Source organism: Bordetella sp., assembly GCF_051960075.1.
GTDB lineage: Bacteria > Pseudomonadota > Gammaproteobacteria > Burkholderiales > Burkholderiaceae_B > Bordetella.
Genome location: NZ_JBQCER010000049.1, coordinates 91,518 through 103,466, shown reverse-complemented (window position 1 = coordinate 103,466; position 11,949 = coordinate 91,518). Strand labels below are relative to the sequence as shown.

The following is an 11,949-nucleotide window of genomic DNA, read 5'->3' as shown; positions in this document are numbered from 1 at the left end:
AGAATGTTGCTCGAGTGCAAAGGCATTACAGCGGGCTATTCCAGGTCGCCGGTACTTCAGGACATTGACTTTGCCGTTGACGAAGGTGAGATCGTCACGCTGGTGGGTGCCAACGGAGCCGGAAAGTCGTCTCTAGTGAAGACCATCTCCGGTCTTCTGCGGCCGATGCGCGGTGAATTGTGGTACCTGGGCGAGCGCATCGATTCACTCCCGACCGCCGAGCGTCTACGGCGTGGAATTTGCCATGTCCCGGAAGGGCGACAGGTTTTTTCCGGGATGACCGTAGCTGAAAATTTGAGCATGGGCGCCTATGTCCGACGTGCGAAAGATAAGGCGTCAGTACAACAGCGCCTGGAAGAATTGGTGAATCAGTACCCTTTCCTCAGAGAGCGCCTGAGCGATGCCGTTGGCAATTTTTCCGGGGGGCAACAGCAAATTCTCGCGATTGTTCGCGGACTCATGTCGCAGCCTAAATTGATCATGCTGGATGAGCCATCGCTAGGGCTTTCGCCGATGATGATTATCGAGGTATTCGATTTGGTTAAGGAACTGCGCGCCAAAGGCCATTCCATATTGCTGTCTGAGCAAAATGCTTACGCTGCGCTGGCTATCGCGGACCGTGGCTACGTGATTGAAAATGGTCGTGTAACCATGACCGGAAAGGCCTCCGACCTGTTGGCGTCTTCGGAAATCGCTGAACGCTATCTAGGCGCCGGTTCGAGCGAACGATTTGAAACCGATACGACTCAGAGAACAGCCACGCAAATTCGCGCCTGCATTGACAGTTTTTGATCGGCAAGAGGGGCCTGATAGTTCGGCTAATAGGCTGCATGGCGAGGCACATTAAGTTTTTGCGTCTGCTGCGACATAGTGCGCTTCCATCTTCCTGCCACTAAGAAGTGGATTCCAGGTTCGATGGGATTTTTCGACTCCATTAGGGCAGTGATTTTGCGCTTAGATATTTTTACTTAGCTGGATAATTATTTATTGTTATTTAGTTAGATATCTAATAATATTCGAACATGAGATATGCCTCGTGCATCGGCAGGGACCAATGGCAACAATCCGCTTGCTGGAGAGCACAACAATGCAAGCAGAAAGTGATGTTCGGCCCGTGCCAGTACCGGCTCACTTGGTAGCCCGTGCCTTTTGAACTGGAAATAGGTGCTGCGTGGTTGCACAGTCTCAAAAAAAATTTTGAGGAATCATCATGTTGACCGTTGAAGAAAATGACCTGCTCTGCCGCGTCGAGGGCGACGCTGCCATGGGCAAGCTCATGCGCCAGCACTGGACGCCCATCTGCCTGACTGAGGAAGTCAGCGAGCCGGACGGCACGCCGATCCAGGCCCGCATCCTGGGCGAGGACCTGGTGGTGTTCCGTGACACCGAAGGCCGCGTCGGTGTGATGGACGAGTACTGCCCGCACCGCCGCGTCTCGCTGGTCTACGGCCGCAACGAAGACAACGGCCTGCGCTGTCTCTATCACGGCTGGAAGCTGGACGTGGCCGGCGCCGTCGTCGAGATGGTGTCCGAGCCCGCGGCGGCCTTGGCGGCCAATCCGGTCAAGCACAAGGCCTATCCGGTGCGGGAATGGGGCGGTATGGTGTGGGCCTTCATGGGTGACCAGAATGCAGTGCCTGAATTCACGCCGCCGCCCTGGGCGCCCACCGAAGACACCAAGGTCAGCGTTGCCAAGGTCATCCTGCCCTGCAACTGGGCGCAGATCCTCGAGGGCGCCATCGACTCGGCCCACAGCTCCAGCCTGCACTCGTCGGACTTCGTGCCGGCGCGCGTGACGGGCGCCGAAGCCACCGACAAGCTATGGCTGCGCCCGTCCACCGACAAGGCGCCGCGCCTGCAGGTGCAGCGCGCTGGCTACGGCTTTCGCTATGCGGCCATACGCCGTCCCATCGTCAATGCCGCGCAGAACGACTACATCCGGTCCACGGTCTTTGTCGCGCCCGGCACCGTCCTGATCCCGCCGAACAATCTGTACAACGTAGCCAACGTCAACGTGCCGCGCGACGACGAAAGCTCAGTCTTCTATTTCCTGGCCTGGGGCGACGCTGCCGCCACGCCGGACACGGCGACCTGGCGCCAGTTCCTGGGGCAGCAGGTCGGTATCGATCTGGACGAACGCTATCGCCCCCTGCGCAATCACGAGAACCGCTTCTGGCAAGACCGCCAGGCCATGAAGGCGGGCAATTTCACGGGCATCACGGGCTTTCCCAACCAGGACGTCGCCATGTGGGTGACCATGGGCAAGATCGCCAAGCGCTGGGAAGAGCGCCTGGGCGCGAGCGATCTAGCCATTGTCGAGTTCCGACGCCAGATGGTCGACGCCGCGCGCGAAGTCCAGCAAGGAAAGCCGGCCATCGGTACCGGCGAGCAGCGCATCCCTGCCTCGATCTGCTCGTTCCAATCCATCATTCCCAAGACCACGGACTGGCGTGACTTCGCGGCCCGGCCGGTCACTCGGCAGACTCCGGGCCAGCAAGGCCTGGACAGCAACTACGAAATCAAGGCCTGACAGGAGCATCGCCATGTCCAAGCTGCAACTCTCCATCGCCATGGGCGACTACGACCGCAACCGCGCGCTGTACGACGGCGCCGTGCAGATCGACGGCGTCGATCCCGTCTTCATGCTGCAAACGCCGGAGGAAATGTTCTTCCGCTCCTTCCGCCACCAGGCCTACGACGTGAGCGAGCTGTCGCTGTCGAGCTATCTGGTCAAGCACGCCGCGGGCGAGAGCCCCTACATCGCGCTGCCGGTATTCCTGTCGCGCGCTTTCCGCCACACGTCCATTTATGTGCGCAAAGACCGCATCAAGTCGCCGGCCGATCTCAAGGGCAAGCGCGTCGGCATTCCCGAATACCAGCTCACGGCCAACGTCTGGGCGCGCTCGATCCTGCAGGACGACTACGGCGTCAAACCGTCGGACGTGACCTGGGTGCGCGGCGGCATCGACGAGCCCGGCCGCCCCGAAAAAATCAAACTCAAGCTGCCTGCCGACGTGAAGATGGAGTCTGCGCCGGAGGGCGTCACCATCTCCGATCTGATCGACCGCGGCGAGATTGACGGCTTCGTGGCGCCGCGCGCACCCTCGGGCGCGGCACGTCATAACCCCAATGTGGGTTGGCTATTCGACGACCCCACCGCTGTCGCCAAGGACTACTACAAGCGCACGGGCATCTTTCCCATCATGCACGTGCTGGGTGTGCGCAAAGCGCTGGCCGAGCAGCATCCGTGGCTGCCCGGGGCGTTGCTCAAGGCGTTCGAGGCTTCCAAGGCCGCCGCCCTGGCCAAGCTCGAAGATACCTCGGCGACCAAGGTCACGCTGCCCTTCGTCGAAGAACAGCTCAAGGCCGCTAAGGAAACCCTGGGCGAAAACTTCTGGGCCTACGGCGTGGACGCCAGCCGCCCGACGCTGGAGGCTTTCGCGCGCGCCCACTTCGAGCAGGGCTTGTCCAGCCGCCGAGTGCAGGTGGAAGAGATGTTCCACCCGAGCACCTACGAAGGCTTCAAGATCTGAGGGATGGAATCATGCTGGACACGGAAAACGGCGATGCGCTGATGCCTCTGCGCATCGTGGCCACGCGCGAAGAAGCCAGCGGCATTCGCAGCTTCGAATTGGCGCGCGAGGACGACGGCGAGCTGCCGTCCTTCACGCCAGGCTCGCACGTCAAGGTGCGCGTGCCCAACGGCGAGCTGCGCAAATATTCGCTGTGCGACAGTCCAGAGCGCCTCAACCGCTACGTGATCACCGTCAAGCGCGAAGCCAACGGCCGCGGCGGCTCGATGAGCCTGGTGGACCTGGCCCGCGTAGGCGACATTCTCCCCACCTCGGTGCCGGACAATGCTTTCCCTCTGGTCGACAACCCCGGCAATCTGATCTTCATCGCCGGCGGCATCGGGATCACGCCCATGCTGTCCATGATCCGCTCTTTCGGCGAACTGCCGCCCTGCTCGTGGAAGCTCTACTACCTGAGTCAGTTGGCCGCAACCACCGCCTATCTGGACGTGCTGGCTGACCCTGCCATCAAGGCCAACGTCAAGGTGCATCATGACGAGGGTGATTTCAATAAATCCTTCGATCTCTGGCCCGTGCTGGAAAAGCCCAACCGCGGCCACGTCTATTGCTGCGGCCCGCGCGGCCTGATGGATGCGGTGCGCGACATGTCGGGCCACTGGTCGCCGGGCCGCGTGCACTTCGAGAGCTTCGTCGACGGCAGCGTGCCGCGCGCCGACGACCAGCCTTTCGAAGTCGAGCTGGCACGCACCGGCAAGACACTGACAGTGCCAGTGGGCAAGAGCATTCTGGGCGTGCTGCGCGAAGCGCAGGTGCGCGTGCCCTATTCGTGCGAGAGCGGCACGTGCGGCTCCTGCCGCACCACGCTGCTCGAAGGCCAGGCCGACCATCGCGACATGGTGCTGATGGAAGAAGAGCACGCCAGCCAGATCATGGTGTGCGTGTCTCGCGGCTGCGGCAAGCTGGTGCTCGACCTTTAAGGAGTGCTTTCCATGACAACTCCATTGCGGCTCGGCATCATCGGCCTGGGACGAGCGTTTTCATTGATGCTGCCCACCTTCCTGAACGACGAGCGCCTGCGCCTGGTGGCCGCATGCGATCCGCGTCCCGAGGCGCGCACGCGCTTTGCCGAAGATTTCGGCGGAACGGCCTTCGAAGATGCGCGGTCTGTCGTCGCCGACCCGGACGTCGAGGCGGTCTACATCGCCAGCCCGCATCAGTTCCATGCCGAGCACACGCGCCTGGCGGCGGCGCACGGCAAGCACGTGCTGGTCGAGAAGCCCATGGCGCTGAGCCTGGACGAGTGCGACGCCATGATCGCGGCCTGCGACGCGGCGGGGGTGAACCTCATCATCGGCCATTGCCACAGCTTCGACACGCCCTATCTGCATGCCCGCGACCTGATCCGCGGCGGCGAGTTCGGCGCGGTGCGGATGATCCACGCGCTGAACTACACCGACTATCTCTACCGGCCGCGCCGGCCCGAGGAACTGGTCACGGCGGAGGGCGGCGGCGCGGTGTTCAGCCAGGCCGCCCACCAGGTGGACATCGCCCGCATGCTGGCCGGCGAGCGGCCGGTGCGCTTGCGCGCCGCGCTGGGGCGCTGGGATCCCTCGCGCCCCACCGAGGGCGCGTATTCCGCGCTCCTGTGGTTCGAGTCCAGCGCCTACGCCTCGCTCAGCTACAACGGCTACGGCCATTTCGACTCCGACGAGTGGATGCGGTGGACGGACGAAATGGGCAACAGCAAGAATCCCGACGATTTCGGCCAGGCGCGCAGAAAGCTCGCCACCATCGGCAATCCCGAGGAAGAGGCCCGGTTGAAAGCGGCCGGCACCTACGGGGGTTCCGGCTTCAAGCTGCCGCCGCGCGGCGAGGCTGCCCGCCCGGCCGCGCACCAGCACTTCGGTGCGATCGTCGTGTCCTGCGAGCGCGCCGACCTGCGGCCCATGGCCGACGGCATCTGGATCTACGGCGATCAGGCAAAGGAATTCAGGCCCCTGCCCGCGCCCGCGGCGCCGCGCCTGGAAGTGATCGACGAATTATTCATGGCCGTCAGGCAAGGCCAGCTGCCTTTGCATGATGGACGATGGGCCAAGGCCACGCTGGAGATCTGCCTGGCGATGCTCGCGTCCAGCCGCGTTGGCGAGGACGTGCCGCTGCGCTGCCAGGCCTGATGGAGGGGGGCTGGTATTATTTCTCTCTGGTTTATCTGCACCACTTTATATCGATCGGATGAGCTCCCAGGAAACCCAAAACGTACTGCATCACTGGCGCGAAGCAGTACCCGAAGACCGCCTTGCACACTTGATCAAGGATGCGACGCGCTCCCTGATCCGCGCGTTGCAGTTTCGCCTTGCCGATCACAATGTTTCCTTCGGCCATTGGGCCTTTCTGCGCATCTTGTGGGAGCAGGACGGCCTGACGCAGCGCGAACTCAGCGAGCGGGCCGGCGTGATGGAACCCACGACCTTCGCGGCCATGAAGGCCATGGAAAGTCTGGGCTACATCGAACGCCGACATCTGCCGGGCAACAAGAAAAACCTCCACGTTTATCTAACCCGCACGGGCAAGGCGCTGAAGAAGCACCTGGTGCCCCTGGCCGAAGAAGTCAACGCCATTGGTACGCATGGCCTAAAAGAGTCCGAGATCAAGGCGGCGCGCAAAGTGCTGCTGACCATCATCGCCAATCTCGCCGAGGACGAGGCCGCGATGGAGGCGGAAGAACGCCGCCTGCCGTCCACACGCGAGCTATATCGTCGCACTAACGGTGGTGATGCCTAGAATTTGTTGACCGATTGTCCTCCGAAAAGCACGACACTAGTCTTCCCTGCCGCGGTGCAAAGCTGATGGTAATTAGAACGAAGGCCACGAACTGGAGGCACAACCAAGTCACCAGTGCTAAAGCTATACCCAAAAAGGGGCGGGTAGGCCAGCCTTCATAGGCGATTCCGACACCTACGGCGCAGGCAGCGATCCGCACTATGCGCGCCGCAAATGCAAAAGGTCGGGGGTGACTGAAATACGCGGTCAAGGCGCTCTGAATTGTGTGATTGGTCATGGCATGCTCTTTGGGTATGGGTAACCAGGGTTGGTGAACTTCCGATAAGTTCAAAGCGTTGGACGCATGCCAAAAGATATCAATTGCTAGCTTCCAGCGGTTTCGCTCATACCCGTGATTCAAGGGCGCACAAAAGCTATCAATAGCTATCTCAAGTAGAGTGCTGCCAGTAACTAAGCCCTTTGCATTTCCGCGGGAATCTTCGTCGACTCGACTGTCAACGCGATGATCACAATACGATTAAGGACGGCTGAAAATTGAGTAGAGAGTTGTTGGGGATCGTGATGAGAGATCTGGCGTAACACAGCACGTAAAACCTGACCATTTTCTGTGCCGTACATGTGTCATGGTGCGCCTGATGAGCACTGGATATGTTTGGTTTAGACTGGAAGAGAACACGGGGCAAGCGTTGTAAGGCATTGATTAATAATAATTAATTCCTTGGTTCTGTCAGTCTCTTAATCCGTAGGTCGAGTGTTCGAGCCACTCACAGCCCACCAAAACACATTAAAAAGCCCCTGCGGTCTTAAATTCCGCAGGGGCTTTTTGTTTTTTGGGGTCTTGTGCAATGAGCGCTACACCGCCTCCGTGTCGGTAGAGGTGGCCGCGCCAGGCAGATTGTCGCCACCGCTGGTGATGTTGCGTTTCATGTTGGATTCGGTACCGTAATATTCATGAACGGAATTTGCCCAGGCGCGGTTCGTCATCGAGGGCCAGCTATCTTTGTCGAAACCTGGCGCATTCTTGATCTTTTCCGACGAAATCGACAACTGCAAGGTCTTTCGCTCAGGATCTATGGCAAACGCGCGCCACGGAATGGCGAGCAGCTTGTCGCCCATTCCGAGAAATCCGCCGCTGGACAGCACCACGTAGGCAATTCGGCCGGAATTCATATCGAGCATGACTTCCTTTATTTTTCCGACATCGTCGCCATCGGCGCTGTAAACCGTCTCGCCGTCGAGTTTGCTGGCCGCGAGGACGCGATGGCCGGGTATCTCTACGGCGTCCAGATTTTTTTGTGTCGGTTGCTGATCGGATGAAATCATGATGAGGCCTCCTTGATGGGATTGGCGAGAATCATGCGAACTATCCTAGCATTTGATTCGTTCGCAAGGCCAGAAGGTCTGTCCCCGATCAGGCTTCGATGATGACTTTCAGCGCGTTGGTCTTTCCGGCGTGGCTGAAGGTTTCATAGGCGTCCGTGATTCTGTCGAGCGTGAAGTGATGCGTGATCAGTTTGGCCGGATCGACTTTGTGCGACTGCACCGTCTTGAGCAGCATCGGCGTTGTCGCGGTGTCCACGAGCCGCGTGGTGATTGCGATGTTTCGGTCCCACAGCTTTTCCAGATGCAGATCGACTTTCACGCCGTGCACGCCGATATTGGCGATGACCCCGCCCGGCGCCACGATGTCCTCGCAGGTGACGAAGCTCGCCGGCACGCCTACCGCTTCGATGGCCGTGTCGACGCCGCGTCCTCCCGTCATTTGCATGATTTTTTCGACCGCCTTGCCATCAACGGCATTGATGATCTTGGTCGCGCCGAACTTCTTCGCGGCGTCGAGGCGATTGTCGTCGAAGTCGACCATGATGATCTCGGCAGGGGAATAGAACTGCGCCGTCAGCAGCGCGGCCAGACCGATCGGCCCGGAACCTACGATGGCAACGGTCGCACCCGGCTGAATCTTGCCGTTGAGCACGCCGCATTCGAAGCCTGTGGGCAGAATGTCGCTCAGCATCACCAGCGCTTCCTCGTCCGAATTGTCGGGAATGTGATAAAGGCTCGTGTCTGCGTGGGGCGTACGCACATATTCGGCCTGGGTGCCGTCTATGGTGTTGCCGAGTATCCATCCGCCCGTGGTGCAGTGTGAATACATGCCCTTGCGGCAGTAATCGCACTTGCCGCAGGCTGAAACGCAGGACACGATTACCCGGTCGCCGGGCTTGAAAGCGGTGACGGCTGCACCGATCTGATCGACGATGCCGACGCCCTCGTGACCGAGAATACGGCCCGGTTTGCACGTCGGCACGTCGCCTTTGAGGATGTGCAAGTCGGTGCCGCAAATCGTGGTCTTGACGATTTTGACGATGGCGTCGGTCGGCGCCGCGATTTCCGGTTTCGGACGATCCATAAGCGCCGATTTCCCCGGGCCCTGATAAACGAATGCCTTCATGATCGGATTCCTTGATGTCGATTGTTGGTTGAATGCGGCATGGAGCCTGCCGGCGACGGACCCAGGGCGTCGAGAATGCGGGTTTCTTCGTCCGTGAAAAGCCGCGAGCGCGTAATGAAGCGCACACCCCCGGGCGCTTCGAGCGAAAAGCTGTCGCCGCCGTCTTTCGTCACGTCGATGACGAGCTGCATGCTGGAAAAATACTGAAATGTGGATGCACCGATGTAGAACGGGCAGCCTTCGATCATGCCCAGAAACACATCGTTGGCGCCGACGCGAAAATCGCTCTGCCTGAAGCACATCGGCGCCGTGCCCTCGCAGCAGCCCCCGGATTGATGGAATATCAGCGGGCCGAACTCATCTTTGAGCCAGCGCACCAGCGCCTTGGCTTTTTTGGTGGCGATGACGCGCTCGATCATGGCGATCTCCACGAGATGCGCCGGGCGAGCGCAGGAGTTCGCGCCCGTCCGGCTGCGGTTGATCAGAAAAAGCCCTGGGCCTTGGTGCTGTAGCTGACCAGCATGTTCTTGGTCTGTTGATAGTGCTCGAGAATCATCTTGTGAGTCTCTCGGCCGAAGCCGGAATGCTTATAGCCGCCGAACGCCGCATGTGCCGGATAGGCGTGATAGCAGTTCGTCCAAACCCGTCCCGCCTCGATGCCCCGCCCGACGCGGTAAAGATGGTTCGCATTGCGCGACCACACGCCGGCGCCCAGGCCATACAGCGTGTCGTTGCCGATATCGATTGCGTCGTCCAGGTCCTTGAACGTCGTGACCGAGAGGACCGGACCAAAAATCTCTTCCTGAAAAATTCGCATCTTGTTGTTGCCGGTGAAAATGGTGGGCTGCAAAAAGAAGCCCTTCTCGAAATCGCCCCCCAGATGCGCGCGGTCGCCTCCGGTGGCCAGCCTGGCACCTTCCTCTTTGCCGATCTTGATGTATTCCAGAATCTTCTCCATTTGTCCGTGCGAGCATTGCGGACCCATCTGGGTTGCAAGATCGAGCGGGTCTCCCACCTTGATTTTCGCCACCCGGGCAACCGCCTTCTCCATGAACCTGTCGAAAATCGACTCCTGCACCAGCGCACGAGACGGGCAGGTGCAGACCTCGCCCTTGTTGAAGGCGAAGAGCGCAAAGCCTTCGAGCGCCTTGTCGAGAAACTCGTCGTCCTTGTCCATGACGTCGGCGAAGAAGATGTTCGGCGACTTTCCGCCCAGCTCCATCGTTTGCGGAATGATCGTCTCGGCCGCGTATTGCATGATCTGGCGGCCGGTCGTCGTCTCCCCGGTGAAGGCGATCTTGGCGATGCGCGGGCTGCGCGCCAGCGGCGTGCCGACTTCGGCGCCATGGCCGAAAACCACGTTGAGAACGCCGGGAGGCAGAATGTCGCCGATCAGGTCCATCAACACGCACAGACTGAGCGGCGTGTCGGAGGCCGGCTTGATCACGACGCAATTGCCGGCGGCCAGCGCGGGCGCGAGCTTCCACGCAGCCATCAGCAAAGGAAAATTCCACGGGATGATCTGTCCCACGACACCCATCGGCTCTTTGAAGTGATAAGAGATCGTGTCGTGGTCGATCTCGGAGATGGCGCCTTCCTCGGCGCGGATGCATCCCGCGAAATAGCGGAAATGATCTGCCGCCAACGGCACGTCGGCGTTCAAGGTCTCGCGAATCGGCTTGCCGTTGTCGACGGTCTCGACATTGGCGATGAACCGAAGGTTTTCTTCGATCTTGTCGGCGATCTTGTTAAGAAGTCGCGCGCGTTCCGCCGGCGCTATATTCGCCCACCGACGGCGTGCCTTGTGCGCCGCGTCGAGCGCGAGCTCGACGTCTTCGGCACCGGATCGGGCGATCTGCGCCAGTTCCATCTGGTTCAGTGGACTGCTGTCGGTGAAGTAGCGGCCTTTTACCGGGGCTACCCAGTTTCCGCCGATGAAGTTGTCGTAGCGCGGGCGAATCGCCGAGGGCTTATATTCGAATTTCGGTGCGGATTTTGACACCGTCGTATCCATTTTCATCTCCTTGGTTCGATGGCGCGTGCGTCCACCGGAATGTCGGCAATGGAAAAAGGCTACGCTTCGATGAGTGCTCAGTCTTGACTCAGATCAATAGGCTTGCGGGAGCCGACAGGCTAGGCCTCGAAGTCGAGCACCACGCGACCCTGAATGTCGCCGCGGCGCATCCGGTCGAACACGTTGTTGATATCTTCGAGCCGAGCGGTCTCGACCGTCGCCTTGACCTTGCCCTCGCCGGCGAAGTTCAGCGCCTCCTGCAGGTCCAGTCGCGTGCCGACGATCGAACCGCGCACAGTAATGCCGTTGAGCACGGTGTCGAAGATCGGCATCGGGAAATCGCCTGGCGGCAACCCGTTCAAGGACACGGTGCCTCCGCGGCCGACCATGCCGAGCGCCTGTTCGAAAGCCTTGGGCGAAACAGCGGTCACCAGTACGCCTTGGGCTCCGCCGATTTCTTGTTTGACGAAGGCTATCGGATCCTGTTTGCGCGCGTTTACCGCCAGCGAGGCGCCAAGCTGCCTGGCCAGATTCAGTTTTGCGTCGTCGATATCGACTGCGATCACATTGAGCCCCATCGCCTTGGCGTACTGGACCGCGAGATGCCCAAGGCCGCCGATACCCGAGACCACTACCCAATCATCCGGCTTGGTGTCGGTCACTTTCAGCCCCTTGTATACCGTCACTCCGGCGCACAAAATGGGGGCGATGTCGATGAACGGCACATTGTCCGGCAGGAGCCCGACGTAGTTCGGATCGGCCAGCACATACTCGGCAAAGCTGCCGTTGACCGAATAGCCGGTATTTTGCTGCTCGCTGCACAAGGTTTCCCAGCCGCCCAGGCAATGCCGGCAATGCCCGCAGGCCGTGTAGAGCCAAGGCACGCCGACCCGGTCCCCTTCTTTGACATGTGTGACGCCGGAACCGACTGCAACCACATGGCCGACACCTTCGTGTCCCGGGATGAACGGCGGCTTGGGCTTGACCGGCCAATCGCCGCCCGCGGCATGCAGATCGGTATGGCATACGCCCGTCGCAGCGATTTTGACGAGAATCCGGCCCGGTCCGGGCGCTGGAATAGGCACGTCTTCGAAAACCAGCGGTTTGCCGAAATCGCGTACGACGGCTGCCTTCATGGTTTGGGGCATGATCGGATCTCCAGGGTTTCTACA

11 protein-coding genes are annotated in these 11,949 nt (G+C 60.3%); 6 read left to right on the top strand and 5 right to left on the bottom strand.

What is annotated here, in order from left to right:
- The first annotated feature begins 3 nt into the window (after nucleotides 1–3).
- The 6 genes from ACTHJ1_RS07010 (at nucleotide 4) to ACTHJ1_RS06985 (ending at nucleotide 6,314) form a co-directional block, all read left to right on the top strand.
- Nucleotides 4–792 carry an ABC transporter ATP-binding protein gene (locus ACTHJ1_RS07010; protein ID WP_440189740.1) on the top strand — a complete coding sequence of 263 codons (789 nt, stop codon included), beginning with the start codon at nucleotides 4–6 and terminating at the stop codon, nucleotides 790–792.
- Between the two features lie 418 nt (nucleotides 793–1,210).
- Nucleotides 1,211–2,530: a Rieske 2Fe-2S domain-containing protein gene (locus ACTHJ1_RS07005; protein ID WP_440189737.1), complete on the top strand. Its 1,320-nt coding sequence runs from the start codon at nucleotides 1,211–1,213 to the stop codon at nucleotides 2,528–2,530.
- Nucleotides 2,531–2,543: 13 nt separating this feature from the next.
- Complete coding sequence (locus tag ACTHJ1_RS07000; protein ID WP_440189734.1) at nucleotides 2,544–3,533, top strand: ABC transporter substrate-binding protein; 990 nt, start codon at nucleotides 2,544–2,546, stop codon at nucleotides 3,531–3,533.
- 11 nt (nucleotides 3,534–3,544) lie between these two features.
- Nucleotides 3,545–4,510 (top strand): PDR/VanB family oxidoreductase, encoded by a 966-nt coding sequence (locus tag ACTHJ1_RS06995; RefSeq protein ID WP_440189731.1) that lies wholly within the window; start codon nucleotides 3,545–3,547, stop codon nucleotides 4,508–4,510.
- A gap of 12 nt (nucleotides 4,511–4,522) precedes the next feature.
- Nucleotides 4,523–5,707 carry a Gfo/Idh/MocA family protein gene (locus tag ACTHJ1_RS06990; protein ID WP_440189728.1) on the top strand — a complete coding sequence of 395 codons (1,185 nt, stop codon included), beginning with the start codon at nucleotides 4,523–4,525 and terminating at the stop codon, nucleotides 5,705–5,707.
- 58 nt (nucleotides 5,708–5,765) lie between these two features.
- Entirely contained in the window at nucleotides 5,766–6,314 is a 549-nt protein-coding gene (locus ACTHJ1_RS06985) for a MarR family winged helix-turn-helix transcriptional regulator (RefSeq protein ID WP_440189725.1), read from the top strand.
- Between the two features lie 852 nt (nucleotides 6,315–7,166).
- Here the strand turns inward: ACTHJ1_RS06985 and ACTHJ1_RS06980 are convergent.
- The 5 genes from ACTHJ1_RS06980 to adhP form a co-directional block, all read right to left on the bottom strand.
- A complete protein-coding gene (locus tag ACTHJ1_RS06980) occupies nucleotides 7,167–7,637 on the bottom strand; it encodes a PRC-barrel domain-containing protein (protein ID WP_440189722.1) in 471 nt (156 codons plus the stop codon).
- Nucleotides 7,638–7,725: 88 nt separating this feature from the next.
- Nucleotides 7,726–8,763, bottom strand: coding sequence for a zinc-dependent alcohol dehydrogenase family protein (locus tag ACTHJ1_RS06975; protein WP_440189719.1), 1,038 nt, complete (start codon nucleotides 8,761–8,763; stop codon nucleotides 7,726–7,728).
- Nucleotides 8,760–9,182, bottom strand: a complete 423-nt coding sequence (locus ACTHJ1_RS06970) for a DUF779 domain-containing protein (RefSeq protein ID WP_440189716.1) — start codon at nucleotides 9,180–9,182, stop codon at nucleotides 8,760–8,762. Before ACTHJ1_RS06970 ends, ACTHJ1_RS06975 begins: the two co-directional genes overlap by 4 nt.
- 62 nt (nucleotides 9,183–9,244) lie before the next feature.
- Nucleotides 9,245–10,777: an aldehyde dehydrogenase family protein gene (locus ACTHJ1_RS06965; RefSeq protein WP_440189713.1), complete on the bottom strand. Its 1,533-nt coding sequence runs from the start codon at nucleotides 10,775–10,777 to the stop codon at nucleotides 9,245–9,247.
- 119 nt (nucleotides 10,778–10,896) lie between these two features.
- The gene (gene adhP, locus ACTHJ1_RS06960; RefSeq protein WP_440189710.1) at nucleotides 10,897–11,925 is read right to left on the bottom strand and encodes an alcohol dehydrogenase AdhP; all 1,029 of its coding nucleotides are present in this window, start codon (nucleotides 11,923–11,925) and stop codon (nucleotides 10,897–10,899) included.
- Nucleotides 11,926–11,949: the final 24 nt, after the last annotated feature.

Bases quoted from the DNA above. Each gene is read 5' to 3' on its own strand.
- ACTHJ1_RS07000 (WP_440189734.1), top strand. From the start codon at position 2,544: ATGTCCAAGCTGCAACTCTCCATCGCCATGGGCGACTACGACCGCAAC.
- ACTHJ1_RS06990 (WP_440189728.1), top strand. From the start codon at position 4,523: ATGACAACTCCATTGCGGCTCGGCATCATCGGCCTGGGACGAGCGTTT.
- adhP (WP_440189710.1), bottom strand. From the start codon at position 11,925: ATGCCCCAAACCATGAAGGCAGCCGTCGTACGCGATTTCGGCAAACCG.
- ACTHJ1_RS07005 (WP_440189737.1), top strand. From the start codon at position 1,211: ATGTTGACCGTTGAAGAAAATGACCTGCTCTGCCGCGTCGAGGGCGAC.
- ACTHJ1_RS07010 (WP_440189740.1), top strand. From the start codon at position 4: ATGTTGCTCGAGTGCAAAGGCATTACAGCGGGCTATTCCAGGTCGCCG.
- ACTHJ1_RS06995 (WP_440189731.1), top strand. From the start codon at position 3,545: ATGCTGGACACGGAAAACGGCGATGCGCTGATGCCTCTGCGCATCGTG.
- ACTHJ1_RS06985 (WP_440189725.1), top strand. From the start codon at position 5,766: ATGAGCTCCCAGGAAACCCAAAACGTACTGCATCACTGGCGCGAAGCA.
- ACTHJ1_RS06975 (WP_440189719.1), bottom strand. From the start codon at position 8,763: ATGAAGGCATTCGTTTATCAGGGCCCGGGGAAATCGGCGCTTATGGAT.
- ACTHJ1_RS06980 (WP_440189722.1), bottom strand. From the start codon at position 7,637: ATGATTTCATCCGATCAGCAACCGACACAAAAAAATCTGGACGCCGTA.
- ACTHJ1_RS06965 (WP_440189713.1), bottom strand. From the start codon at position 10,777: ATGGATACGACGGTGTCAAAATCCGCACCGAAATTCGAATATAAGCCC.
- ACTHJ1_RS06970 (WP_440189716.1), bottom strand. From the start codon at position 9,182: ATGATCGAGCGCGTCATCGCCACCAAAAAAGCCAAGGCGCTGGTGCGC.